The sequence below is a fragment of the Qipengyuania soli genome, assembly GCF_015529805.1.
In the GTDB taxonomy this organism is placed as follows: Bacteria; Pseudomonadota; Alphaproteobacteria; order Sphingomonadales; family Sphingomonadaceae; genus Qipengyuania; species Qipengyuania soli.
This window is the reverse complement of record NZ_CP064654.1, coordinates 1,235,610-1,259,218: the sequence shown is the minus strand read 5'-3', so window position 1 is coordinate 1,259,218 and position 23,609 is coordinate 1,235,610. Positions and strand designations below refer to the sequence as shown.

Annotated in this window: 23 protein-coding genes; 16 read left to right on the top strand and 7 right to left on the bottom strand. The window is 64.6% G+C overall.

Annotated elements, in window-relative coordinates:
• Nucleotides 1-102: 102 nt before the first annotated feature.
• Genes IRL76_RS06320 through IRL76_RS06275 form a run of 10 tightly spaced genes read left to right on the top strand, consistent with a single transcriptional unit; the run spans nucleotide 103 to nucleotide 12,272 of the window.
• Nucleotides 103-744, top strand: a complete 642-nt coding sequence (locus IRL76_RS06320) for an XrtA/PEP-CTERM system exopolysaccharide export protein (protein ID WP_200983935.1) — start codon at nucleotides 103-105, stop codon at nucleotides 742-744.
• Between the two features lie 15 nt (nucleotides 745-759).
• On the top strand, nucleotides 760-2,280 hold the full coding sequence (locus IRL76_RS06315) for an XrtA system polysaccharide chain length determinant (protein WP_200983934.1): 1,521 nt from the start codon (nucleotides 760-762) through the stop codon (nucleotides 2,278-2,280).
• 15 nt (nucleotides 2,281-2,295) lie between these two features.
• Nucleotides 2,296-3,330 carry a P-loop NTPase family protein gene (locus tag IRL76_RS06310; protein WP_246450025.1) on the top strand — a complete coding sequence of 345 codons (1,035 nt, stop codon included), beginning with the start codon at nucleotides 2,296-2,298 and terminating at the stop codon, nucleotides 3,328-3,330.
• A 4-nt stretch (nucleotides 3,331-3,334) separates the two neighbouring features.
• Complete coding sequence (locus IRL76_RS06305) at nucleotides 3,335-4,996, top strand: preprotein translocase subunit YajC (RefSeq protein ID WP_200983932.1); 1,662 nt, start codon at nucleotides 3,335-3,337, stop codon at nucleotides 4,994-4,996.
• Nucleotides 4,997-5,009: 13 nt separating this feature from the next.
• Nucleotides 5,010-6,227: an XrtA/PEP-CTERM system-associated ATPase gene (locus tag IRL76_RS06300; protein WP_200983931.1), complete on the top strand. Its 1,218-nt coding sequence runs from the start codon at nucleotides 5,010-5,012 to the stop codon at nucleotides 6,225-6,227.
• A gap of 16 nt (nucleotides 6,228-6,243) precedes the next feature.
• A complete protein-coding gene (locus IRL76_RS06295) occupies nucleotides 6,244-7,116 on the top strand; it encodes an XrtA system polysaccharide deacetylase (RefSeq protein WP_200983930.1) in 873 nt (290 codons plus the stop codon).
• Nucleotides 7,113-8,174 carry a FemAB family XrtA/PEP-CTERM system-associated protein gene (locus IRL76_RS06290; protein ID WP_200983929.1) on the top strand — a complete coding sequence of 354 codons (1,062 nt, stop codon included), beginning with the start codon at nucleotides 7,113-7,115 and terminating at the stop codon, nucleotides 8,172-8,174. Before IRL76_RS06295 ends, IRL76_RS06290 begins: the two co-directional genes overlap by 4 nt.
• A gap of 3 nt (nucleotides 8,175-8,177) precedes the next feature.
• Nucleotides 8,178-9,401: a TIGR03087 family PEP-CTERM/XrtA system glycosyltransferase gene (locus tag IRL76_RS06285; protein ID WP_200983928.1), complete on the top strand. Its 1,224-nt coding sequence runs from the start codon at nucleotides 8,178-8,180 to the stop codon at nucleotides 9,399-9,401.
• The gene (xrtA, locus tag IRL76_RS06280) at nucleotides 9,391-10,362 is read left to right on the top strand and encodes an exosortase A (RefSeq protein WP_200983927.1); all 972 of its coding nucleotides are present in this window, start codon (nucleotides 9,391-9,393) and stop codon (nucleotides 10,360-10,362) included. The genes IRL76_RS06285 and xrtA overlap by 11 nt, the downstream gene beginning before the upstream one ends.
• A gap of 11 nt (nucleotides 10,363-10,373) precedes the next feature.
• Nucleotides 10,374-12,272 (top strand): XrtA/PEP-CTERM system amidotransferase, encoded by a 1,899-nt coding sequence (locus IRL76_RS06275; RefSeq protein WP_200983926.1) that lies wholly within the window; start codon nucleotides 10,374-10,376, stop codon nucleotides 12,270-12,272.
• Here the strand turns inward: IRL76_RS06275 and IRL76_RS06270 are convergent.
• On the bottom strand, nucleotides 12,269-12,967 hold the full coding sequence (locus IRL76_RS06270) for a pirin family protein (protein WP_200983925.1): 699 nt from the start codon (nucleotides 12,965-12,967) through the stop codon (nucleotides 12,269-12,271). The two genes, IRL76_RS06275 and IRL76_RS06270, sit on opposite strands and share 4 nt — an antisense overlap.
• 64 nt (nucleotides 12,968-13,031) lie before the next feature.
• Nucleotides 13,032-13,841 carry a COG4705 family protein gene (locus IRL76_RS06265; RefSeq protein WP_200983924.1) on the bottom strand — a complete coding sequence of 270 codons (810 nt, stop codon included), beginning with the start codon at nucleotides 13,839-13,841 and terminating at the stop codon, nucleotides 13,032-13,034.
• Between the two features lie 120 nt (nucleotides 13,842-13,961).
• Between IRL76_RS06265 and IRL76_RS06260 the strand changes: the two genes are divergently transcribed.
• Nucleotides 13,962-14,438, top strand: a complete 477-nt coding sequence (locus IRL76_RS06260) for a helix-turn-helix transcriptional regulator (RefSeq protein ID WP_200983923.1) — start codon at nucleotides 13,962-13,964, stop codon at nucleotides 14,436-14,438.
• On the opposite strand, the gene zapE is transcribed toward IRL76_RS06260, so the two are convergent.
• Genes zapE through IRL76_RS06245 form a run of 3 tightly spaced genes read right to left on the bottom strand, consistent with a single transcriptional unit; the run spans nucleotide 14,435 to nucleotide 16,796 of the window.
• Entirely contained in the window at nucleotides 14,435-15,547 is a 1,113-nt protein-coding gene (gene zapE / locus IRL76_RS06255) for a cell division protein ZapE (protein ID WP_200983922.1), read from the bottom strand. The genes IRL76_RS06260 and zapE overlap by 4 nt on opposite strands.
• A complete protein-coding gene (locus IRL76_RS06250; RefSeq protein ID WP_200983921.1) occupies nucleotides 15,544-16,014 on the bottom strand; it encodes a PaaI family thioesterase in 471 nt (156 codons plus the stop codon). The genes zapE and IRL76_RS06250 overlap by 4 nt, the downstream gene beginning before the upstream one ends.
• On the bottom strand, nucleotides 16,014-16,796 hold the full coding sequence (locus IRL76_RS06245) for a succinate dehydrogenase iron-sulfur subunit (protein WP_281388130.1): 783 nt from the start codon (nucleotides 16,794-16,796) through the stop codon (nucleotides 16,014-16,016). Before IRL76_RS06245 ends, IRL76_RS06250 begins: the two co-directional genes overlap by 1 nt.
• A 210-nt stretch (nucleotides 16,797-17,006) precedes the next feature.
• Here IRL76_RS06245 and IRL76_RS06240 point away from each other — a divergent pair, with 210 nt between their 5' ends.
• Nucleotides 17,007-17,735 (top strand): SDR family NAD(P)-dependent oxidoreductase, encoded by a 729-nt coding sequence (locus IRL76_RS06240; protein ID WP_200983920.1) that lies wholly within the window; start codon nucleotides 17,007-17,009, stop codon nucleotides 17,733-17,735.
• 36 nt (nucleotides 17,736-17,771) lie between these two features.
• Nucleotides 17,772-18,419, top strand: a complete 648-nt coding sequence (locus tag IRL76_RS06235) for an HAD family hydrolase (protein WP_200983919.1) — start codon at nucleotides 17,772-17,774, stop codon at nucleotides 18,417-18,419.
• Here IRL76_RS06235 and IRL76_RS06230 read toward each other — a convergent pair.
• On the bottom strand, nucleotides 18,406-19,500 hold the full coding sequence (locus IRL76_RS06230) for a glycosyltransferase (protein ID WP_246450024.1): 1,095 nt from the start codon (nucleotides 19,498-19,500) through the stop codon (nucleotides 18,406-18,408). The genes IRL76_RS06235 and IRL76_RS06230 overlap by 14 nt on opposite strands.
• Nucleotides 19,501-19,503: 3 nt before the next feature.
• Entirely contained in the window at nucleotides 19,504-20,676 is a 1,173-nt protein-coding gene (locus IRL76_RS06225) for a hypothetical protein (protein WP_200983918.1), read from the bottom strand.
• 128 nt (nucleotides 20,677-20,804) lie between these two features.
• On the opposite strand from IRL76_RS06225, the gene IRL76_RS06220 reads away from it, so the two are divergent.
• The 3 genes from IRL76_RS06220 to IRL76_RS06210 all read left to right on the top strand — a co-directional run bounded on the left by IRL76_RS06220 (nucleotide 20,805) and on the right by IRL76_RS06210 (nucleotide 23,608).
• Nucleotides 20,805-22,151, top strand: coding sequence for a lipopolysaccharide biosynthesis protein (locus IRL76_RS06220; RefSeq protein ID WP_246450023.1), 1,347 nt, complete (start codon nucleotides 20,805-20,807; stop codon nucleotides 22,149-22,151).
• A complete protein-coding gene (locus tag IRL76_RS06215) occupies nucleotides 22,148-22,900 on the top strand; it encodes a nucleotidyltransferase family protein (protein WP_200983917.1) in 753 nt (250 codons plus the stop codon). The genes IRL76_RS06220 and IRL76_RS06215 overlap by 4 nt, the downstream gene beginning before the upstream one ends.
• Nucleotides 22,901-23,005: 105 nt before the next feature.
• Entirely contained in the window at nucleotides 23,006-23,608 is a 603-nt protein-coding gene (locus tag IRL76_RS06210; RefSeq protein WP_246450071.1) for a class I SAM-dependent methyltransferase, read from the top strand.
• The last annotated feature ends 1 nt before the right edge of the window (nucleotide 23,609 follow it).

Here is a 23,609-nt window from a genome sequence, read left to right as displayed (position 1 = left end):
ACGGTATGTTCACCTTTCGCAGGCAAGTATCGCCCCAAACAGGGACGACGGGGCGCCATCGGTGTCCCCTGCTGCCCTGCACGAATGACGGGGATACCGAATATGCGTCTTGATCGTACCGCCTCCCTCCTTGCCGGGTGCGCCGTGGCCTCGCTGGCCCTCGGCGGATGCACGGCAGGCGGGCCGGAGCTGCCGCCCGCGACCTTCGTCGCGCTGCAGGAAGGTCCGGGCGAGGACTATGTGATCGGCCCGCTCGACGAGCTGACGATCCATGTCTGGCGCAATCCCGAACTGGGCGCGGAGAAGATCCAGGTGCGCCCCGATGGCCGCATCACCATCCCGCTGGTCAAGGATATGCCCGCCGTCGGCAAGACGCCGTCGATGCTGGAAGAGGACATCCGCCTCCAGCTGAGCCAGTATATCGAGGATCCGCTGGTCTCGGTCATCGTCAACGAATTCGCCGGTACCTTCAGCCAGCAGGTTCGCATCGTCGGTGCGACGGAACAGCCTGCATCGCTGCCCTATCGCGCGAACATGACCGTGCTCGATGCGATGATCGCGGTTGGCGGCCTGTCGGAATTCGCAGCGGGCAACCGTGCCAAGCTGATCCGCTTCGACAAGCAGGCAGGCAAGCAGCAGGAATATGCCCTGCGCCTGACCGACCTGCTGAAGCGCGGCGACAGCAAGGCGAACGTGATGTTGCAGCCTGGGGATGTGATCATCATCCCCGAAAGCACCTTCTAAGGGGTCTGCGGGGGCATGCAGGAAGTCTTCGACGAGATACGCAGCGCGCTGCACACGGTTTGGAACCGGCGGTGGCTGGCGCTGGCCGTGGCCTGGGGCGTTTGCGTCCTGGGCTGGCTGCTCGTCGCCCTGATCCCCAACAGCTACGAGAGCCGTGCGCGCATCTATGTCGAGCTTGACGACGTGCTGTCGAAGCAGCTCGATATTTCGGGCGAAGGACAACAGGCGATCACCAAGGTGCGCCAGACGCTGACCAGTGCGGTCAACCTCGAAAAGGTCATTCGCCAGACCCGTCTCGGCGAAAAGGTCGAAACGCAGCGCGAAATGCAGCGCGCGGTCGATAATCTGACCGAGAAGGTCGTGGTCAAGAACTCGCAGGACAATCTCTTCGAACTGACCGCCACCATCGGTGATTCCAGCTTCAGCGATGCCGAGAACGCAGCGCTGGCGCAGGACGTGGTCCAGAAGCTGATCGACATCTTTCGCGAGGAGAACGTTGCCGGCAACCGCGGACAGGTCGCCGACACGATCGTCTTCCTCGACCAGCAACTCGACGACCGGAAGAAGGAGCTTGAAGCCGCCGAGCAGCGCCGCCTTGGTTTCGAGGCACAGCATCCCGACCTGATCGGCGGGACCACCACGGTTTCCTCGCGGATCAACTCGATGCGCGACGAGATGCGCGGCGTCGATGCCGATATCGCTGCCGCCCAGAGCGCCCTGGCCGCCATCAATGGCCAGCTTTCCAGCACTCCGCGCTCGATTACCATGCCCGGCGAGAGCGGCGGTGCGCGCGGGGCATTGGCGCAGGCGCAGTCGCAGCTTTCGGCCATGCGCGCACGCGGCCTGACCGACAGCCATCCCGACGTGCAGGCGCAGAAGCGCCAGGTCGAGGCGCTGCGCGAGCAGGCTGCCGGTGAACCCGCAGGTGCCGGCGGTTCGCCCAATCCGGCTTATACCTCGCTTGTCTCGATCAAGGCGGAGCGACAGGCGAACGTGCAGGCTCTTCAGGCTCGCAAGGCTGCGCTGCAGGCGGACATCTCTGGCCTGATCGCTTCGCAGGCGGATGAGCCTGCCGTGGCGGCCGAGGCCAACCGCATCAGCCGCGATTACGAGGTGCTCAAGGAAAAATACGACGAGCTTCTCAAGAACCGCGAGGAAATGCGCTTGCGTGGCCAGGTGGAAACCGAGCGCAGCGCCTTCCAGTTCGAAGTGATCGATCCGCCCACGGCGCCGCGCAAGCCCGCTGCACCCAACCGTCCCCTGCTGCTGATCGGTGTGCTTATTGCCGGTATCGCCGCGGGCTGCGGTGCGGCCTTTGCGATGGGCCTGCTCCGGTCAAGCTTCACCACGGCCGAGAAGCTGGAGCGGGTGCTAGACCTGCCGGTCATCGGCACGGTGTCGCGTTCGATGACCAGCGAAGCGCGCAGCGTTGAAAGGGCGCAGCTCAAGAAATTCTTCGCTGCCAGCGGAGCACTGGCCGCGGTCTGCTTCCTGCTGCTGGTGGTCGAAATCATCCAGGTCGGCTCGGTGGCCTGAGGGGGAACGGTGTCCGTGAACAAGCCCACCAAGATCACGCCGCCCGAGGGCAGCAAGAAGCGCGATGGCGGTTCGCTGTTCGAGCGCGCGAGCGGTGCGTTCGGCCTCGACCGGCTCGCCTCCGCACCCGTGCCTTCGAAGCTGGAGAGCGACAAGGCCAAGAAGTTCGCCCCGCAACGGCGCAAGGAAGAGGCTGCTCCCGAGCAGCCGAAGCGTCGTGCGTCGGATTACATCGGTGCGCCTGCGGAAGCGCAGGCCGCGCCGACTGCGCCAGCAGAGGCTGCCGCAAGTCCTGCTCCCGCCCTCGAGCCATTGGTTCGCTTCAAGGGCGAGAAGCGCGAGGTCGTCCGTTCGCTCCTGCGAGAGCAGGGGTTGATCGACCCGGACGGCGGCTCTTCGACACTGCTCGAGGAATTTCGCATCATCAAGCGCCAAGTGCTTGCCGCAGCCAAGGCGGAAGGCACGGCCCAGTCGCGCCGCGTGCTCGTCTGCTCGCCGCATCCCAACGAGGGCAAGACCTTCTGCGCGCTCAACCTCGCCATCGCGCTTGCGGGTGAGCGCGACATGGAAGTGCTGCTGATCGACGCAGACTTCGGCAAGCCGTCGATCATGAACAAGCTCGGGCTGGAAGCGGGCAAGGGCTTCATGGATGTTCTCGCCGACCCCTCGCAGCACGTCGAGGACTGCGTCGTCGGAACCGACATCGGTGGGCTTTTCGTACTTCCGGCAGGCGAGCGCACGGGTCGCGACAGCGAGTACCTCGCCAGTGAGCGCACCTGGGAGGTGCTCAACCGCCTTACCCGTGGTGCGCCCAACCGCATCATCGTGTTCGACAGCCCTCCGGCACTGGCTGCGACACCCGCCGCGGAACTGGCCAAGCATGTCGGCCAGGCGCTGCTCGTCGCCCGCGCGGATATGACCGGACAGGCGGCGCTCGAGGACGCGATCGACCTCCTGTCCGCGTGCCCCGACATCAAGTTGCTGCTCAATGATGCGACCTTCAATCCCAGCGGCCGCAAGTTCGGCAGCTACTACGGATACGGGGAATAGGGGTATGACCCGCATCTCCGCATGCCGCACCTTCGGTGCGCTGGCCACCCTGGCCCTGCTGGCGTCGACCGGACCGCTGGCCGCGCAGGAAGCCGGCAGCGACGCGCATTCAGGCAAGGAAGGTGATCGCCGCCCGACCGGCCACCTGCGGATCGATCCGTATATCGAGGCAAACTCGATCGCGACCTGGCAGATTTCGCCGGGCGACGATGTTGTCACCTACACCCAGCTCGCCGCAGGGGTCGATGCATCGCTGATCGGGCGCAACAACGGCGCCACGGTGTCTCTGCGCTACGAACGCACTTTCGCCCACCAGGACGAAGGCGTCGATACCGACAGCATCACCGGCCTGGCACGTGGTTTCACGACTATCGTTCCCAACGTCCTGACCTTCGAGGCGGGTGGATTGGCAAACCGCACCAGTGTCGATGCGAATGGCCGTTCGATCATCGCGCCGCTGGCTGATGCCGACCTGTCGACGCATACCTACTCGGCCTATGCCGGGCCTACGCTGCAGACGCGGGCGGGCAATGTCGATGTCAGCGCGAACTACCGCATCGGCTATACACGCGTCGACGGGCCGGATTTCGTCACTACCGGCGGCCAGGTCGCCGACGTCTTCGACGAAAGCGTCAGTCACAGCGCGAACGTCCGTGCCGGGATCGCGCCGGGACACGGCCTGCCGGTCGGAGTCGGCGTGGGCGCAGGCTTTTACCAGGAAGATGTCACCAACCTCGACCAGCGCGTCCGCGATGCCTACGTGCGTGGCGACGTGACGGTGCCGGTCTCGCCGACCGTTGCACTGGTCGGCGGCATCGGCGTCGAGGACGTGGAAGTCTCGAGCCGCGATGCCCTGCGCGACACCAATGGTGCGCCCGTGGTCGGGACCGATGGCCGCTACGTTGTCGATCCTTCCAGCCCGCGCGTCATCGCCTACGAAGCCGATGGCCTCATCTGGGATGTCGGCGTGGTCTGGCGCCCGAGCAGCCGCACGCAATTGCAGGCGACCTTCGGCCATCGCTACGACAGCGAGACCTTCTACGGCAATTTCTCGTGGAAACCCGATCGTCGCAGCACCTTCTCGGTCAATGTCTATGACGGCGTGCAGGGCTTCGGCGGCCGCCTCAACAATGCTCTGGCATCGCTGCCGGTCGATTTCGACGTGGTCCGCGACCCCGTTACAGGCGAAATTACCGGCTGTGCCAACAGCCTCGACGGTTCAGGCTGCATCGACGGTCTGCTCGGTTCGGTCCGCTCCTCCGTTTTCCGCGGTCGCGGGGTGCTCGCCAGCTACACGCACCAGGCGGGCCGCATGACCATGGGCGTGGGTGTCGGCTACGACCGTCGCAAGTTCATCGGAGCGCCGGGAACGGTGCTCGCACTGGCCGACGGCATTGTCGATGAGAGCCTGTTCGTCGCGGCCAATCTCGACGGTCCGCTCGGACGCGGCAATTTCTCGATCACGACCTACGCCAACTGGTTCGAGAGCGGCGCGACCAGCCTTGGCGACGCCTTCTCGGTGGGCGCTTCCGCATCCTACAACGAACGCGTCTGGCGCGGACTTTCCGCCCGGGCCGCGATCGCTCTCAACATGCTCGACGCAAAGGCCGCACCGGAAGAGCTACTCACCGCCTCCGCGCTTCTCGGCCTGCGCTACGATTTCTGATAAGGACGCTTCGATGTACGAGGAATTCTACGGTTTCAGCGAGCGGCCCTTCCAGCTCACGCCCGATCCGGCGTTCTATTTCGAGAGCGTCACGCACAAGAAGGCGCTGAGCTACCTCGGCTATGGCCTCAATCAGGGTGAAGGCTTCGTGGTCATCACCGGCGAGGTCGGCGCGGGCAAGTCGACGCTGGTCGCACACCTGAAGCAAAAGCTCGACGGCGAGCGGATGACCGTGGGCGAAGTGGTCACCAGCGCCCTTGATGGCGAGGAAATGATCCATGTCGCCGCGCGCAGCTTCGGCCTCGACATCGAAGGCGGAGACAAGGCCGCAGCTCTGGCTGCCATCGAACTGTTTTTGCACGAGGAAGCGCGCAATGGCCGCCGCGTCCTGCTGATCGTCGACGAGGCACAGAACCTGTCGATCGGCGCCCTCGAAGAGCTGCGCATGCTGTCAAACTTCCAGCTCGGATCGCACCCGCTGCTCCAGACACTGTTGCTCGGCCAGCCCGAGTTCAAGCACCTGCTCGCCCAGTCGGACGAGCTCGAGCAGCTCCGCCAGCGCGTCATCGCAGCACATCACCTGGAGCCGATGCAGCCGGGCGAAATCGAACCATACGTGACCCATCGCCTTCATCACGTGGGCTGGGACGGTAACCCCGAGCTCGACAGCGCGCTGTGGGTGAAGCTGCACAAGGCGACGGGCGGCATCCCGCGCAAGGTCAACCAGGTGATGAATCGCCTGCTCCTCATGGGCGCGCTGGAGGAACAGTCGGTCCTCGAAGCCGACATGCTCGATGCCGTTCTCGAAGAGATGGAAGGCGACAATTCCGCCGAGGTCGAGGCCGCCCCGGCACCGCGTGCGCGTCCGGATCGCGACCTTCCTGCCGCCGATGCCATCGCCAAGGCGCGCAGCGAGGCGGCTCCCGTTGCCGCTCCCGCTCCCGCACAGCAAGCGATGTCGCCCGAACAGGAAAAGGGCCTGCTCGACCACCAGATCGACGCCATCGAACAGGCGTTTGCCGCGCGTGACAAGCACATGGCTGCGCTGCGCCGCGAGGTCGAGAAACTGGCGGCTTCGCGCGGCGAGGGTGGCGGCGAAGTGCCTGCCGACCTGGACCAGCGCCTGTCCGCAATCGAGCGTCGCCTCGACGAACAGGAGCAATCGCTCCGTCACGTTCTGGCGATGATGATCGACTATTTCGAAAGCCAGGCGACGCGCGCCGCGGCCTAGTTTAATCGAGGGGGCGATGAACGAGCAGCGGATCGTCAACGGCCTCTCGGTCGACGTCGAGGACTGGTTCCAGGTCGGGGCGTTCGAGAAGACCATCTCGCGCGACGACTGGGATTCGCTCCAGTTGCGTGTCGGCGACAATGTCGCGCGCATCCTCGACCTGTTCGATGCCGCCGGGGTCAGGGCGACCTTCTTCACGCTGGGCTGGGTGGCGGAACGCAACAAGCCTGCGATGCGCGCCATCGTCGAGCGCGGGCACGAGCTTGCGAGCCACGGTTACGATCACACCCGTGTCTTCACTTTCACGCCGGACGAATTCGCTGCCGACATCGCGAAGGCGAGGGCGATACTCGAAGACGCGGGCGGGGTGGAGATCAGCGGCTACCGCGCGCCGAGTTTCTCGATCGACCAGCGCAATCCGTGGGCGCACAACGTGCTGGCCGAGCACGGCTATGCCTATTCCTCCAGCGTCGCCCCGGTGGTGCACGACCACTATGGCTGGCGCGAGGCCCCACGCTTCGCCTTCGATCCCGTCCCGGGAAGCGACCTCGTCGAGATCCCGGTGACGACGGCGATCTTCCGCGGGAAACGGTTGGCGGCAGGCGGAGGCGGGTTCTTCCGCGTGCTGCCCTATGGCTTCAGCCGCTGGGCGATCCGCCAGGTGAACAGCCGGGAAAAGCGTCCGGCGATCTTCTATTTTCATCCGTGGGAAGTCGATCCTGACCAACCACGCGTGGCCGATGCGCCGTTGCGCTCGCGCCTGCGCCACTACACCAACCTGTCGCGGATGGAGGGCAAGCTTTCCGACCTGCTGGGCGAATTTGCCTGGGGCCGGATGGACGAGCTCGCCGCGATCGAAAAGGCGCGCAGCATGGCCTGGGCCGCATGAATGCGCCGATGAGCCATTCCGCCACGATCCGCCTCGCCGACCTGTCCGATGCAGGGGAGGTGACCCGGATCGAGGGCTTCGTTGCGGACGCAGGTGGGAGTGTCTTCCATCGCCCGCTCTGGTTGAGCGCCATCGAGCGCGGCACGGGCAATCGGGCGCATGGCCTCCTGATCGAACGCGGCGGTGTGATCGCTGGTTGGTTGCCGTTGAGCGCCGTTAGCTCGCCGATCTTCGGCAAGGCGCTGGTATCGAGCGGCTTCGGCGTGGGTGGCGGGGTTCTCGTCGGTCGGCAGGACGATGCCGTGCGACTGTGCCGCGCCGCCGAGGAACTGGCCGGACGCATGTCGGTCGGCACGGTGGAACTGCGTGGCGCCGATGCTCCCGACGACTGGGAAGTGATCGGGGGACGCCACGCGAACTTCGCCGCCGATCTTGCTGCCGATGACGAGGCGCAGCTGCTTGCTATTCCCCGCAAGGCGCGGGCCGAAGTGCGCAAGGGCCTCGAAAACGATCTGCAGGTGTCGGTCGGCTCGGGCGAGGACGACCGCCGCGCGCATTTCGCGGCCTATTCGGAAAGCGTGCGCAACCTCGGAACTCCGGTCTTTCCGCGAAGCCTGTTCGATGCGGTGCTCGACCTGTTCGGTGAGGACGCGGACATCCTGACGGTGCGACATGGCGACACCCCGGTCGCCAGCGTCCTCTCGCTCTACCACCGCGGCACGGTCATGCCCTTCTGGGGCGGAGGGCCCTTCGCTGCCCGATCGCTGCGCGCCAACGAGCGGATGTATTACGAGCTGATGTGCCACGCCCGTCGGAAGGGTTGCACCCGCTTCGACTTTGGACGTTCGAAGACCGCCAGCGGACCATTCTCTTTCAAGAAGAACTGGGGTTTCGAACCCGAACCTCTGGTCTATCGCAGCTGGAGCGGCGGGGGCGTTGCCGCGCGCAATATCGACCCGACCGATGAAGGAAACTCGGCCAAGATCGAAATCTGGAAGAAGCTGCCGCTGCCGATCGCGAACATGATCGGCCCCTGGATCGCGCGCGGCCTGGGCTGAACGATGGGCGACATTCTGTTCCTTTCGCACCGGGTGCCTTTCCCGCCCGATCGCGGCGACAAGATCCGTTCGCACCACCTCCTGAAAGGGTTGGCAAAGATCGCGCCGGTGCACGTCGCGACCTTTGGCGAAACTGCGCAGGACATGGCGCAGAAGGGCGAGCTCAAGGCGATCGCAAAGTCGCATGTGTTGAAGCACCGTCACCGTCCGCTGTGGCTCGCCGGGATCGAGGCAGTGCTGACCGGCAAGCCTGTAAGCCTTTCGGCCTTCGAAGACCTCGCGATCAGCAATTACGTGCGCAAGACCATCCGTGATCACCGGGTCGATACGATCTTCGTCTTCTCGGGCCAGATGGGGCAATACATTCCCGAGGACTTCCGGGGCCGGGTGATCGTCGACCTGTGCGACGTCGATAGCGCCAAGTTCGAGGCCTATGCGGATGCAGGCCAGCGTCGGTGGATCAATGCCCGCGAGGCGCGCCTGCTCTCGCGCGAGGAAGAGCGCCTTGCGCATCGTGCGGATACAACCCTGCTCATCAGCGACAGTGAGGCAGGGCTGCTGCGAAGCCGTATCGCGAATGCAGGTGACGCGAACATCGCGGCCCTTGGCAATGGCATCGACGCGCACTTCTTCGATCCAGCGCAGGTCGGTTTGCAGGACGATCTCGAGGTAGGCGACGACCCGCAACTCGTCTTCACCGGGCAGATGGATTACCCGCCGAACATTGCTGCGGTCGAATGGGTCATGGCCGAGGTCATGCCGCGCTTGCGCCAGCGCTATTTGCGCGCCCGCTTTCACATCGTCGGACGCGCGCCCGGGCCCGCGCTGAAATCGCGCCACGGCGAGAACGGCGTTCGGGTATGGGGCGAGGTCGCGGATGTCCGCCCGTTCCTCAAGTCCGCAGATGTCGTGCTCGCCCCGCTGCTCATCGCGCGCGGTGTGCAGAACAAGGTCCTGGAGGCGATGGCGATGGCCAGGCCCGTTGTCCTCACACCTGCAGCCGCGACTGGTATCGATGCCCGATCCGGACATGACTTCATCGTCGCCGAACCGAAGGGCGAGGAGATTGTCCGCGAAATCTCTGCCCTGGTCGAAGATCCGTTCCGCTCAGGAGAGATCGGAAGGTCTGCGCGGCAGTTCGTGGTCGGGGAGATGGGCTGGGACGCGGTATATCGCCAGCTCGCCGAATTCGTGTCGGGCGCGCAAGGGGCCGGACATGGTGGCTGAGGTGGCAACAGCCTGGAAGTCCTTCGCGATCCGGCTCGCGCTCGCATGGGCGGCACTGTTCGTGCTGACCTTCCCCCAATGGCAGGCGATGGCCTACCTCTGGTGGAACGTAGCGACCTACAGCTTCATCCTGCTCCTCCCGCCGATCATTGCGTGGCTGGCGTGGATGCGGCGCCATGAGCTGGCCAAGCTGACCCCGATCGCATGGTGGCCGGGGCTCGCATGGTTGGCGCTGGGTCTGATCATCTGGACAGGTGGTCGGGCGAGCGGGATCGACCTTTTTGCACAAGCAGGAACGGTGATGGCCTTTCAGGGAGCCGCGATCACTCTCCTGGGCCTGCGTGCCAGTCTGATCCTGGCACTCCCCATCGCGTATTCGAGCTTCCTTGTGCCCTTTGGCGACGAGATCGTGCCGCAGTTGCAGGCCATCACTGCACATATGGCAACGTCTCTCACCGAACTGAGCGGTGTGGAGACGGTGTCGGACGGCATCCATATCGACACGCCTGCCGGGCTGTTCATCGTCGCCGAAGCATGCTCGGGCGTGCGCTTCCTCATTGCGATGGTCGCATTGGGCGTGCTGGTGATCTTCACCTGCTTCGACAGCTGGAGCCGCCGGGCGTGGTTCATCCTCGCCTGTTTCGTGGTCCCGATCATCGCCAACGGCATCCGCGCATGGGCAACGATCTTCGTGGCACAATATGTCGGGGCCGAGCGTGCGGGGAGCTTCGACCACATCGTCTATGGCTGGTTCTTCTTCGGCATCGTGATCGCAATCGTGCTCGGCGTGGCATGGCGGTTCTTCGAACGCGATCCCGAGGAGGCTGGCTGGACGCTGGAGGAGGTGGACCGTCTCGGCATCGTGTCCCGCCTCGGTGAGAAACCCGTTCCGGCGAACCTCGCCCTCGGTGCGATACTGCTGGTCGCTTTGCTCTTTGCCGCACTCGCGCGACTGGTCTAGGCGAAGCGCATATGTGCGGGATCGCGGGGATTTTCCATTACGAGACGGTGAAGCCGGTCGATCCCAAGCGGGTCGAGCGGATGGCCGACGCGCTCGCCCATCGCGGGCCCGACGGATCGGGCGTGTGGACCGCGCCGGGCATCGGGCTGGCCCACCGCCGCCTGTCGATCATCGACCTGGCAGGTTCGCCACAACCGATGCACTCGGATGACGGGCGTGCGGTCATCGTCTTCAATGGCGAGATCTACAACTACCGCCGCTTGCGGCACGAGCTGGAGAAAGACGGTTTCGCCTTTCGCACCGATGGCGATACCGAGACCATTCTTGCCGCGTGGCGCAAGTGGGGGCCCGATTGCCTGTCGCGGCTCGACGGCATGTTCGCCTTCGCTCTCTATGATCTCGAGACGCGCCAGCTGTTCCTCGCCCGCGATCGGCTGGGCGTGAAGCCACTCTACCTCGCGCGGCTTGAGGGCGGGGCGCTTGCCTTTGCCAGCGAACTGAAAGGCCTGCTCGCCAATCCGCTGATGCGCCGGAAGATCGATCCGCTGGCGATCGAGGACTACATGGCCTGGGGCTATGTCCCCGACCATCGCGCAATCCTGCAGGGGGTCGAGAAGCTGCCTGCCGGACATTTCATGCTGCTAGAACACGGGCGCGAAATTCCCCCGCCGAAACAGTGGTGGGACGTCTCTTTCGCAGAGCGCGAAAATGGGACCAGCGAGGACCATTCTGCCAAGCTGCTCCACCTGATGCGCGAAGGCGTCACCAGCCGGATGGTCGCCGATGTGCCCCTGGGTGCATTCCTGTCGGGCGGGGTGGATTCGTCCAGCGTGGTAGCTCTCATGGCCGAGGCGAGCGCCAAGCCGGTGACGAGTTGTTCGATCGGTTTCGATGTCGCCAGTGTCGACGAGACCAGCCACGCACGCAAGATCGCCGAGCTTTTCGCGACCGACCACCACGAACGCATTGTCTCCGCCGACCAGTTCGACGAGATCGACCGCATCGCTGCAATTTTCGACGAGCCCTTTGCGGATGCCAGCGCGCTGCCGACCTTGCGGGTTTGCGAGCTGGCACGCGAGCACGTCACCGTCGCACTTTCGGGCGACGGGGCAGACGAGGCCTTTGCCGGCTATCGCAGGCAGGTTTTCCATCGGCGCGAGGAACAGGCGCGCAGTTTCCTTCCCGCAGCCTTGCGCGGCCCGATCTTCGGCAACCTCGGGTACATCTGGCCCAAGGCTGACTGGGCGCCGCGTCCGCTGCGTGCCAAGGCAACGCTGCTCTCGCTGTCCGAAAGCGGGGAGGCGGGATACGCCCGCGCGCTGTCGATCCTCGCACCCGAACAGCGGCAGGTGCTTTATGGCGACACCCTGTTGCGGGAGCGTGGCGATTATCGGGCCGAACAGCCATTCGAGAAGCTGATGAGAGAGTCTCCCGCGCGCAGCGGCCTCGACCGGGCGCAGTATGCCGACCTCAAGTTCTGGCTGCCGGGCGATATCCTGACCAAGACCGACCGCACCAGCATGGCCGTGAGCCTGGAAGCGCGCGAGCCGCTGCTCGACCATCGCCTGATCGAGTTCGCCGCCCGCCTGCCCGAGCGCCAGCGTATTCGCCGCACTACCGGCAAGTGGCTGATGAAGCACACGATGGAACGCTACCTGCCGGAAGACATCCTCTACCGCCCCAAGCAGGGCTTCGTGACCCCTATCGCGCAGTGGTTCAGGGGCCCGCTCGCGGACCAGGCGCGCTCGATCGCGGGGAGCGAGATGCTTGTTGGCAGCGGATGGTTCGACCGCAAGGCACTTGCGCGCCTTGCGGACGACCATGTGACGGGAAGGGCCGACAATTCGCGGCCCCTGTGGCAGTTGCTGATGCTCGAGAAGTCGCTCAGGAACCTTTCGCCCGCCTCCTAGCGTGCGTCGACCAGCACGACCTCGGCATCGTCGATTGCCTCGACCACGATCTCGGTTTCGCCGGTAACGGCAATCCCGTCGCGCGGCTGAGCCTCTTGGCCGTTGACCTTCACCCGGCCTTTCGGCGCGACGAGGTACTGGTGACGCTGGCCCGAGGTCTTCCACACGGCGCTCTGACCTGCGGCAAGAGTGGTCGCTGCGACCTTCGCGTCGGTGCGGATCGACAGGGCGTCGTCGCCTTCGGGATCGCCGCTGGCGAGGATTTCGAACCCGCCCTCGCGGCTCGCCTTGGGGAACTCGCGTTGGCCCCAGCCGGGGGCTTCGCCTGCACGGTCGGGGATGATCCAGATCTGGAACAGCGTCGTGGCCTCGTCCTCGAGATTGTATTCGGCATGGGTGATGCCGGTGCCAGCGCTCATCACCTGCACGTCGCCGGCGGCCGTGCGACCTTCGTTGCCGAGGCTGTCCTTGTGGGTGATAGCGCCGGTGCGGACGAAGGTCACGATTTCCATGTCACGGTGCGGGTGGGGAGGAAAACCGCTGCGCGCGGCGATGGTGTCATCGTTCCACACGCGGATGCTGCCCCAGCCCATGCGAGCCGGATCGTGGTAGTTGGCGAAGCTGAAATGGTGCCTCGCATCGAGCCAGCCGTGGTCTGCGTGCCCGAGCGAGGCGAAGGGACGGATGTCGATCATGTCGGTATTCTCACATCGGCGGGGAGAGTTTGTCCGCCGGAAGCGAGGTTTATGTGGGGTCGCTTCAGAGGCTTTCAACTGTGCCCGGATGTGAACCTGCGCGCTGCGGGATGACGAGGATCAGGACCACGATTGCGGCTGCCAGGACAGCCGTTGCGACGGGCCTGCTCAGGTCGAGACCACCCTTGGCGATCGGCTTGTCGAGGAAATCGCCCACCGTCGCACCAAGGGGTCGCGTCAGGATGAAGGCGGCCCAGAACAGGAGCACGTGGCTGATCTTCGACCAGTAGTAGAGCGCTGCAAGGACAGCGAGCAATCCGCCGAAAAGTGCTGCACCGCCGAGGTAGCCGAAGCCGCCAGTATCCGCCGCCCAGTCGCCCAGTGCAGTGCCGAGCGTCTGCGAGAAGGTGATCGTCAGCCAGTAGAACATCTCCGCCCGCGGAGTTGAGACGGTGTTGACGTCGATCGTGCCGAGGCTGGCCTTCCAGCTGACAAGGCTCGCCACGACGAGACCGAACAGCAGCAACGAACCGCCGGTGTAGCCGATGCCGATCGAACGCGTGGCGAAATCGGCCAGCGTGGTGCCCGCGGTCGTGGATGCGAGAATGGTCGCCCAGTAGAGCCAGGGGTTGTATCGCTTCGCCCGGATCTCTGCCCCCACTAGGCCGATCAGCAGCGCGCCGAAGATGGCCGTGCCGACCAGGTAACCGTTTAGGCCGCCTTGTCCGGCTTGCGGAGTCGTTTCGCCAAGCCAACTCATCGAGACTGTGTCGCCTCCGGTTTCGCCTAGCGTGGTGGCGAGTATCTTGATGATCCAGAATCCCAGAGTCACCGCCGGTACCTTGCTGGCCTGTAAGAGTTCGCTTCTCGTCATGACGCGCCTTTCGCTGCTGCGTGTTATGAAGAAGCTATGCGTGAACCGGCATTTTCGCCCATAAGCGGATGCGTATTCGCGCTTTTCTAAGCGGGCGCTGAGACTAGGCGGGAGTTGGTTTTGGAGCAATCGCGGGTCAAATATGCAGCGGCGCTGCTGGCACTACAGTTCGGGGCGGCGGCATTCTTCCTCGCCGACACGGTCTGGGATGCGAGCCGCAATGCCGATGGCGAGGGGACGGTGCTGAGCGGTCTGGAAATCGGACTTGCCCTGGCATTGGTCGCCGCGATCGGTTTCGGAGCGGTATTGCTGAGGCAGATGGTTCGCGATGCCCATCGCCGGGAGGAGGCCCTCGCACTCGCGAAGGGTGCGCTGGGCGACGTTGTGGCGCGGCGCTTCGGTGACTGGGGCCTGTCGAAGGGTGAGGCCGATGTCGCCATGTTCGCGATGAAGGGGTGCAGCATCGCCGAGATTGCCTCTATGCGTGGTTCTGCCGAGGGCACGGTGCGGGCGCAGCTCAGCCAGGTCTATGCCAAGGCGGGAGTGTCGAGCCAGTCAGGCTTCGTCGCGCTCTTCGTCGAGGAATTGCTCGACTAGGCGACCCCGTGGCCCTTGGCCATGTAGTCGGCGCTCTGCATTTCCTTGAGGCGGCTCACAGTTCGCTCGAATTCAAAAGCACCGTCACCGCTGGTGTAGAGGTCTTCCGGAGCGGCGGCAGCGGTGGCGAACAGCTTCACGTTGTTCTCGTAGAGCGCGTCGATCAGCTTGGTGAAGCGGATCGCCTCGTTGCGGTTGTCGGGCGACATCTTCGGAATGCCGACCACGATCACCGTGTGGAAGGCATGGGCGATAGCGAGATAGTCCGCCGCACCGCGGTTCTCGCCGCACAAGCGCTTGAAGCTGAACACGCCGACGCCCTTGAGGCTCTTGGGAACGTGGAGAGTGCGTCCGCCTCCCAGGTCGAGTTCGCCCGAAGGGACGTTCGCCGCGTCCTCCGGTTTGTAGTCCGTCAGGCGGAAGAACGCCTCGCGCACCTGCGCGGTGGCATTGTCGCCCAGCGGCGAATGCCAGGTTGCAAGATCGCCCAGGCGGTCGAGGCGATAGTCTACCGGACCATCGAGCGTCAGCACGTCCAGCTCCGCCTCGATCAGATCGATGAAGGGCAGGAATAGCGAGCGGTTGAGGCCATCCTTGTAGAGGTCGCGGGGAGGGCGGTTGCTTGTCGTGACCACGGTGACAGCTTCGTCGCGGATCAGCGCAGTGAACAGGCGGCTCATGATCGCCGCATCGGCGGTGTTCGTGACCACCATCTCGTCGAAGGCGAGGCACCGGACGCCATCGGCAATCCGCGTTGCGACCGGCTTGATCGGATCGCCGGCTTCCTTCTTGCGCTCCTCGCGGATCAGCCGGTCGACCTCGAGCATGAATTCGTGGAAATGCGTGCGACGCTTCTCGCCAATGCCCAACGTCTCGACGAAGAGGTCCATCAGCATCGACTTTCCGCGTCCGACGCCACCCCACATGTAGACGCCCTGCGGTCGCGTATTGCGACCGCCGAAGAGCTGGCTGAGCAGCCCGCCCGAAGTCTCGGACTCGAGGTCCTTCTGCAGCTTGTCGAGCCGTTCCGCCGCGCGGCGTTGGTCCGGGTCGGAGCGCAATTCGCCCGCGGCGACCAGCCGCTCGTAACGGGCGAGCATTCCGCTCATGACGCGATGCGGCGCTTCATCTTCTTGACGATGCCGGAGAAGCTGGCGACGGTCTCGTCACCCTGTTCGACCGTGCCACGCACGAATACCATGCTGCCGGTCTCACGCACGATTTCGCAGACGGCGTCGAGCGGGCGGTCCATCTTGCCGGCACCGACGAACTGGGTGGAAAGCTCGACCGTGACCGAGGGCCCGGCATTGCCGGTGCCGATCGTGTGCATGGTCGTGAACAGGCTGATGTCGATCAGCGAGAGCGTCACTGCGCCGTGGATGATGCCCTGCAGGTTCTCGTGCCGCCGTTCGGGAAACATGCGCAGGCGCGCTTTCCCGTCATCGTCGACGCGGGTGATGAGCTTGCCCATCACCGCGCCGTTGAACAGCGTCTGGTCCTTGAGGTTCCAGTTCTTCCAACCCGGGTTCTCCGGGTCGGGTTCGTGGTCGAAAACCTCGTCCGAGAAGCGCGCCATCAGATAGCGCGTTCGGCCATCATCTTCTTGGTTTCGGCGATCGCCTTGGCGGGGCTGAGGCCCTTGGGGCAGACGTTCGCGCAGTTCATGATGGTGTGGCAGCGATAGAGGCGGAAGGGGTCTTCCAGCTGGTCGAGCCGCTCGCCGGTCATTTCGTCACGGCTGTCGGCCAGCCAGCGATAGGCCTGCAGCAGGATCGCAGGGCCGAGGAACTTGTCGCTGTTCCACCAGTAGCTCGGGCACGAAGTCGAGCAGCAGGCGCACAGGATGCACTCGTAAAGCCCGTCGAGCTTCTCGCGCTGTTCGGGCGACTGGAGACGCTCCTTGCCGCTCGGCGTGGTCGAGACCGTCTGGAGCCACGGGCGGATACTGGCGTACTGCGCGTAGAAGTGCGTGAAGTCGGGGACGAGGTCCTTGATCACGTCCATGCTCGGCAGCGGGGTGATGCGCACCTCGCCCTTCAGGTCTTCGATCGCGGTGGTGCAGGCGAGGCCGTTCTTGCCGTTCATGTTCATCGAGCACGACCCGCAGATGCCTTCGCGGCACGAGCGGCGGAAGGTCAGCGTCGGGTCGATCTCGTTCTTGATCTTGAACAGCGCGTCGAGAACCATCGGTCCGCAATCGTCGAGGTCGAGCTCGAAGGTGTCGTAGCGCGGGTTCTCCCCACTGTCGGGATCGTAACGGTAGATCTTGAACTTGCGGATGCGACCGCCGCCCTGCGCCGGATGGGCGCGGGTCTTGCCGGTGATCTTCGAATTCGCGGGGAGGGTGAAACTCGCCATTACGCTATCGGTCCTGTTGCTTTGCGAAACCCACTTAGCGCCTCGGACGAGTGGCGCAAGACCGAGTATGACGCATTTCCCGCAATGCCTGTCCTAAAGGATGGAACACATGGAACACGGTCATGAAGAAAACCCGTCCGAAGGGCTGAATGGCCGATTTTCGGCGCATTCGAGGGGAACCGGTAGGTCATCTAACGGGTCTAGGTCGACATGGACGATGTAGGAAAGGGGTTCCGCCGCTCGGTGGTGTTCGGTGCCGGAGGCGGCATAGGTCGCGCACTGGCCGAGGCGCTGCTGTCGCATGGGGTGGAGGTATGGTGTGGCAGTCGCAGCGGCGACACGGACCTCAAAGGAGCGCGCAGCTTCGTTTTCGACCTCGCCGACGAGGACAGTATCGCCAGGATAGCGGAAAATTTGCGGGCAACTCCGCCTGACCTCGTCATCGCGGCCACCGGAGTCCTGACGCTCAGCGGAGGAAGTAGTCCCGAACGCAGCCTGCGCCAGATCGACGCGGCCGTCATGGAAGAGATGTTCCGCATCAACACCATCGGTCCTGCACTCATCGCCAAGCACATGCTGCCCCTGTTCCCGCGCGAAGGACGCTGTGCCTTCGTGGCGCTGTCTGCACGGGTTGGCTCGATCTCCGACAACCGGCTTGGCGGCTGGCACAGCTACCGGGCGAGCAAGGCGGCGCTCAACATGCTGGTGCGCAATTTCGCCATCGAGATGGGGCGGACCCACAAGCGCTCCGTCGTGGCGGCCCTGCATCCCGGGACGGTCGATACCAGGCTTTCCGCACCGTTCCAGTCCGGTTTGCCCGAGGGGCAACTGAGGAAGCCCGAAGATGCGGCACGAAACCTTCTCGGCGTGATTGACGCCTTGACGCCGGCCGACAGCGGCAAGGTCTTCGACTGGAAGGGTGAGGAAATCGCCCCCTGACTTGATTGCGTCCTGCTGCGCTGGCACTCGCGCCACATGCGGATCGCCATCTACGACCTCGACAACACGCTGACGCGACGGGCGACCTTTACGCCCTTCCTCGTCTTTGCGGCGCGCCGGATTGCCCCGTGGAGGCTGGCGCTTCTGCCGGTCTGGGTGGCGATGATGATCGGTTATCGCATCGGGCTATACGACCGCACAATGCTCAAGACCCGCGGGATGCGGCTTATGCTGGGCAATGCACCGGTCGCGACGCTGCAGGAGGCAGGTCGTGAATTTGCTGCGCATCGTGCCCGCAACGGAGGCTTCATGCCTGCGACCCTGGCATTTCTTGAAGAGGATCGTGCTAAGGGTGCCCAAATCCTTGTCGCGACCGCTGCGTTCGAATTCTACGCCCGCGCATTTGCCGACCACCTCGGGATCGAGACACTGATCGGGACGCGCTGGGACGGGCACACGATCCCTGGCGGCAATTGCTATGCCGAGACCAAGCTCGCCCGCGTGCGCGCATGGGCGGCAGAACAGGGCCTCTCATTGGAAGAGTCGGAGCTGCGCTTCGTAAGCGACAGCTTCGCCGATGCGCCGCTCCTGGAACTGGCCGACGAGGCGATATTCGTGAGTATGAGCGCGGGCAAGCGAACCAGGGCAAAAGCGCGCGGCTGGCGGGTGATCAGCGCGGATTGAGCAGTTTTTCGAGCCGGCCCACGATTTCTGCCCCCACGGCATCGAAGCGGTCCTGCGAGAACTTTTCGAGGACCCGTGCCCGAGCAGCCTGGCCCAGTGCGGCAAGCTTTTCCGGTTCGGCGAGCAGCTCCGCGAGTGCAGCGGCCAGCGATTGCGCATCGCCCACCTCGACCACCCGACCGATGGCTGGCGTGTCGACGGTGAATGGCATCTCTCCCGTACGCGACACGATCACCGGTAGGCCCGCCTGCATTGCCTCGTGCGCGGCGATGCAGAACCCTTCACGGCGCGACGGCTGGAGGTAGAGGTGTAGGCCGGCGAGGTATTCGGCGGGGTCGCTGGCAAAGCCGATGAAGTCGATGGTGTCGATGCCGCGCGCCTTCGCCTGCGCACGCAGGTCCGCCTCGTCAGCGCCGGTGCCGGCAATTTCGATCCTGTAGGGCGTCGTCGGCGCATCGGCCCGCGAATGCATCAGCGCGAGGGCCTCGATGAGGATGTCGTAGCCCTTGTTGGGGTGCAGGCGACCGAGGCTGCCGATCCTCACAGTCTCGCCCTTCTGCCAGGGCCTAGACTGCGGTGCATCGGGTTCGGCAGCGAAGATCGGCCAGGTTACGAGGTTCGCCGCAGGAATGCCGAGGCGCTCCGTGGTCAGGGCAGCCACCTGCGCGCTATCGGCAACCCAGATGTCGGCCGACTTCGCCCGCCAGCGAAGGAGGCGTTCGTTCCACGGCTTGAGGAACGCATTGTGCTGCCAGCTGACGACCGGGACGCCCAGCGTGCGGCCCGCGACCTGGCCGAGCAGCGTGGCCCGGGTCAGCGATGTCCAGACGACGTCAGCATTCCATCGACGCGCTTCGTCCCTGATCCAGCGATAGGCGGCCAGTTGGTCCTTTTCGCCTCCGTCGCGGACAAGCGGCTCGATCCCCTCCGCCCGAAGCCGCTCGATGGCGAGCCCATTGCGGCGAGTGAGGGCCATGACCAGAACCTCGGCACCAGCCTTCTCGAGCGCGCGCACGATCTTGGGGAGGGGGGTCTGCGCCCCGCCGCCTTCCATCGAATTGATCACATAGGCTATGCGCACCCGTCACCCCCTCCGCCGCGCGATGGCTTCGGCGATGGCGTTCGCGGCACGTTCCGACGCGGGCGTGTCGGAAAGCGCGAAGGTATGGGCGATCAGTTGCTCCTGCTCGGGGCGATATTTTCGACCGCTTTCTTCCCAGTCGGCCAATGCCGCGGCGAGGGCCGAGATGCTCTCGACCCGCTCCCCGGTCCGCAGGAAGGGCAGGGTTTCTTCACCCTGCGAACCCAGCGCACCATTGGGATCGAGCAGGAATACCGGCCGCGGGCGAACGAGGAATTCGTAAAGCTGGCTCGATGCATCACCGATGTAACCGTCCGCGCCAAGCATGTAGGACATGTCGAACAGTCGCGGGCCATCGACATCGACGAGCACGTTGGAAGCTGCGAGGTCCTCTTCGGGTATCTCCGGGCGCATCCTGCCGACCTTGTATTCGGGCGAAATGTGCATCGACTTGCGGAACAGCATGACATGCGGCGCAAAGACCAGGTTGTAGGCTTGACCCTGATCGCTCGCGAACCACCGCAGCAGGTCGGGACCGGCATCGTACCAGCTCGACAGGTGCGGGTCGAAATGCGGATTGTAGACGAAGGTCGGGCGGCCGTTGCCGAAGAAGTCGGGCCGCGCGTCGATGTCGACCCCTTCGAACTTGGAATAGCCGGTGACCTGGATCTTCGCCGCATCGACGCCATTGGCGACAAGCTGCTCCTTCATCTTGGGTCCCGCGACGAGGCTGAGGTCGAACTTGCGATGGTCGGGGTGGAAGGTGACGCTGCGGTCACCCGTGCCGTGGGGTACGCGGATGAAGAGCGGTGCCGTGCGCGGGTGGAGACGCTTCTTTACCCGAAGACACGTCCGCTCGGTCGAAATAACCGCATCGCTCGCGGCAAACAGCGGCTGGTGGACCCGCAGGCGCGCCAGTCGCGTGACCGGGGCGATCTTGTCCAGAAGGCTGCTGACGGCTCTTGCCACGGGTGGCAGCGACAGTTCCTGCCAGACAATCCGTTCCGCATCCCCGGGACGCAAGAGCTCCTCTACCCGCGCGCGGATGGCGTCGCTGGCATAGGCGACGACCGTTTCCACTTCCGGATGGAGGCGTGCCATTGCGCCTGCGACCGGGGCAAGGTGGGCGACCTGGTGTGCCGCATCGTGGTTGAACAGGAAGACCGCCCGGGACATGGGCCGCGCGGATAGGGCAACGACTCGTCGATGCAAAGTGAATTGCAGCCGCGCGCCGATTGCCTACATACGCGCCAGCAGCTACCGCGCTGCCGAGTATCGGGCCGCGTGCCGCTTCGGGATTTGTAATGGAACTTGCGGACATGGAGACGGACCGGCCCGGCGAGCCCCGGCGCGGCGGTCTGCTCAACATCCTCAAGAATGTCGCCTGGCTGATGGGCGGGAAGGGCTTCGGGGCGGTTTGCTCCATTGCCTATCTCGCGATTCTGTCGCGCTCTCTGGGCCTCAAGAACTTCGGCCACTTCTCGCTGATCTTTGCGACCGGTCTCGCGCTGGTGGCCCTGGCGAGCTTCCAGACGTGGCAGACTGTCGTCAAATTCGGCGCCGATCCTGCGCACCGGAAGGACTGGCGGAATTTCGGGCGCCTGGTCTGGCTGTGCGGCGCAATCGACGTGTCGGGCGCGATAGTCGGCACCATCGTCGCTTATGTGGTCTATTACGGTTTCGGCGGCGCGCTGGATCTCAACCCCGAATTCATCGACATGGCCTTCTGGTTCAATGTCGCGCTGCTGTGGTCGCGCATGACCACTCCCAACGGCATCGTCCGTGTCCTCGATCGCTTCGATCTGGGCACCTATGTCGAGGCGGTGGTCCCGGCGGGTCGCCTGATCGCTTCGCTGGTTATCATCCTATGGGGGCCGACAGTCGGGCGTTTTCTCTTCGCCTGGGCCTTCTTCGACCTTCTGACGGGAGCTCTCTATTGGCTTGTCGCCTGGCGGCTCGTGCCGAAGGCGCTCAGTCGCGAGAATTTCGGCCATTTCCGCGAAACGCTGACGAGCAATCCCGAAGTGCCGAAGTTCTTCGGCATCACCTATGCCAGCTCCACGCTCGATGCGATCTACAAACAGGGGCCGGTGCTGGCGGTGGGCTATCTTCTCGGGACCAGCGCGGCGGGACTCTACCGCCTTGCCGACCAGCTGGGACAAGGCATTGGCAAGCTCTCGGGCATGCTCACCCGTGCGATCTTCCCCGAGTTCGCCGTCGCGCGGACCACGCAATCGATCGATCTCTTCCGCAAGCTGGTTCGCCAGGTAACGGTTATCGCCGCGCTGGCGGGTGCGGTTGTGACGCTTGTTGCGGTCTTCCTCGGCGAGCCCTTGCTGACACTCATCGGCGGGGACGCCTACACGCGCGGCGCAGTCATCCTGATCCCGCTGGCGGTAGCGGCATCCTTCGAATTGGCCTCCGTTACCTATGAACCGATGCTCTATTCGACCGGCCATGCGCAATATCCACTGGCCATCCGACTGATCGCAGTTTCCGTGCTCGGTATCGGCATCCTCGCATTGTCGCCCATGGGGCCGATCGGCGTGGGTATCGCTGTCGCCTGCGGCATGGCGGTGTTGTGGATGCTCATGAGCGCGACTGTCTGGCGCGTGATGCGGGGCCTCGTGAGGGCGGAGCGCGCGCAGTGACCTCGGCTCTGGTGCTGGCGGGAACGCGGCCGGGCGGTGACCCGCTGGCGGGCGCGGAAGGCAAGCCCCACAAGGCACTGATTGAAATCGAGGGGAGGGCGCTGCTGGATCGCGTGGTCACTGCACTGCGTGGGGCAAACATCGAACGCATCGGTGTCTCGTGCGACGAAGGTCCGGTCGCTGACTTGGCACGCACGCTCGGGTGCGAAGTCCTCCCTACCGGCACGGGGCCTAGCGAGAGTGCCAGCATAGCCTTCGCATCGCTGGGAGCGCCGATTGTCATCACAACTGCCGATCACGCCCTGCTGCAGGCAGCGTGGGTGACCGAATTGGTCACGAATACACCCGCTGATGCCGATCTCGGCGTGGCTCTCGCCAGGCAGGAGGATATCGAAGCCGCCGTGCCGGGTTCCAAGCGCACCTATCTGCGTTTTGCCGACGGCGCGTGGTCGGGCTGCAACTTGTTCTACCTTCGCACACCCCGCGCCCAGGCGGCGCTGGCCACGTGGCGCAGCGTCGAGGCGGATCGCAAGCGTCCGTGGCGAATTGCTGGTAGGCTCGGGCTCGGAACCCTCGTGTCCTACGCATTCGGGCGACTTGGCCTCGCACAGGGGATCGAAAGGCTCGGCAAGCGCATCGGAATCGAAGCGCGCCTTGTCCGGGCATCCAATGGTCTCGCCGCAGTCGACGTCGACAAGCCGCAGGACCTGCAGGACATTCGCGCTTATCTTGCGAGAACCGCAACATAGCACCGATTTCCAGTTCCCACCGGTGAAGTTTCAGGCATAATAACAGCTCCTTTGAGGGGAGGAGCGGCAAGGATGGGCTTGCGGCAGTTTTACGATCGCCACGTCATGCCGCGCATGATCACGCTGGCATGCGGCCAGAAAGGCATCGCCAAACGGCGACGCGAGATTGTGCCATTGGCCGAGGGCAAGGTATTCGAACTCGGCTGCGGCGGCGGCCTGAACCAGGCGTTATACGACACCGATCTCGTCACCAGTTTCTCCGGCATCGACCCGCATGAAAAGCTGCTAGAGGGCGCACGGGCGCAGGCGGCGGCCAAGGGCTGGGATGTCGATATCCGCCAGGGAGTGGGCGAAGACATTCCGTTCCGCGACGGCATGTTCGACACGGTCGTGTGCACCTACACGCTGTGTTCGGTACAGGACCCGGCGCAGGTGATGTCCGAGATGCGCCGGATCCTTCGGCCCGGGGGCAAATTGCTGTTTCTCGAACATGGCCGTGCGCCGGATGCGAGTGTCGCCAAATGGCAGGACCGGATCGAGCCGATATGGAAGCCCCTCGCCGGTGGCTGCCACCTGACACGTCCGATTGGTTCGGCGCTGCGCGGCGCCGGTTTTTCGGTCGAGCCGCTCGGGCAGGCCTATCTCGACAAGGCGCCCAAGGTCATGGGCTGGATGGAATGGGGCGTCGCCCGCAAGGAAGGGATGTAGC

What these genes read in the sequence shown, in the direction of transcription:
- IRL76_RS06320 (WP_200983935.1), top strand. Translation starts at nt 103, where the DNA reads ATGCGTCTTGATCGTACCGCCTCCCTCCTTGCCGGGTGCGCCGTGGCC.
- IRL76_RS06315 (WP_200983934.1), top strand. Translation starts at nt 760, where the DNA reads ATGCAGGAAGTCTTCGACGAGATACGCAGCGCGCTGCACACGGTTTGG.
- IRL76_RS06305 (WP_200983932.1), top strand. Translation starts at nt 3,335, where the DNA reads ATGACCCGCATCTCCGCATGCCGCACCTTCGGTGCGCTGGCCACCCTG.
- IRL76_RS06300 (WP_200983931.1), top strand. Translation starts at nt 5,010, where the DNA reads ATGTACGAGGAATTCTACGGTTTCAGCGAGCGGCCCTTCCAGCTCACG.
- IRL76_RS06295 (WP_200983930.1), top strand. Translation starts at nt 6,244, where the DNA reads ATGAACGAGCAGCGGATCGTCAACGGCCTCTCGGTCGACGTCGAGGAC.
- IRL76_RS06290 (WP_200983929.1), top strand. Translation starts at nt 7,113, where the DNA reads ATGAATGCGCCGATGAGCCATTCCGCCACGATCCGCCTCGCCGACCTG.
- IRL76_RS06285 (WP_200983928.1), top strand. Translation starts at nt 8,178, where the DNA reads ATGGGCGACATTCTGTTCCTTTCGCACCGGGTGCCTTTCCCGCCCGAT.
- xrtA (WP_200983927.1), top strand. Translation starts at nt 9,391, where the DNA reads ATGGTGGCTGAGGTGGCAACAGCCTGGAAGTCCTTCGCGATCCGGCTC.
- IRL76_RS06275 (WP_200983926.1), top strand. Translation starts at nt 10,374, where the DNA reads ATGTGCGGGATCGCGGGGATTTTCCATTACGAGACGGTGAAGCCGGTC.
- IRL76_RS06270 (WP_200983925.1), bottom strand. Translation starts at nt 12,967, where the DNA reads ATGATCGACATCCGTCCCTTCGCCTCGCTCGGGCACGCAGACCACGGC.
- IRL76_RS06265 (WP_200983924.1), bottom strand. Translation starts at nt 13,841, where the DNA reads ATGACGAGAAGCGAACTCTTACAGGCCAGCAAGGTACCGGCGGTGACT.
- zapE (WP_200983922.1), bottom strand. Translation starts at nt 15,547, where the DNA reads ATGAGCGGAATGCTCGCCCGTTACGAGCGGCTGGTCGCCGCGGGCGAA.
- IRL76_RS06250 (WP_200983921.1), bottom strand. Translation starts at nt 16,014, where the DNA reads ATGGCGCGCTTCTCGGACGAGGTTTTCGACCACGAACCCGACCCGGAG.
- IRL76_RS06245 (WP_281388130.1), bottom strand. Translation starts at nt 16,796, where the DNA reads ATGGCGAGTTTCACCCTCCCCGCGAATTCGAAGATCACCGGCAAGACC.
- IRL76_RS06240 (WP_200983920.1), top strand. Translation starts at nt 17,007, where the DNA reads ATGGACGATGTAGGAAAGGGGTTCCGCCGCTCGGTGGTGTTCGGTGCC.
- IRL76_RS06235 (WP_200983919.1), top strand. Translation starts at nt 17,772, where the DNA reads ATGCGGATCGCCATCTACGACCTCGACAACACGCTGACGCGACGGGCG.
- IRL76_RS06225 (WP_200983918.1), bottom strand. Translation starts at nt 20,676, where the DNA reads ATGTCCCGGGCGGTCTTCCTGTTCAACCACGATGCGGCACACCAGGTC.
- IRL76_RS06220 (WP_246450023.1), top strand. Translation starts at nt 20,805, where the DNA reads ATGGAACTTGCGGACATGGAGACGGACCGGCCCGGCGAGCCCCGGCGC.
- IRL76_RS06210 (WP_246450071.1), top strand. Translation starts at nt 23,006, where the DNA reads ATGCCGCGCATGATCACGCTGGCATGCGGCCAGAAAGGCATCGCCAAA.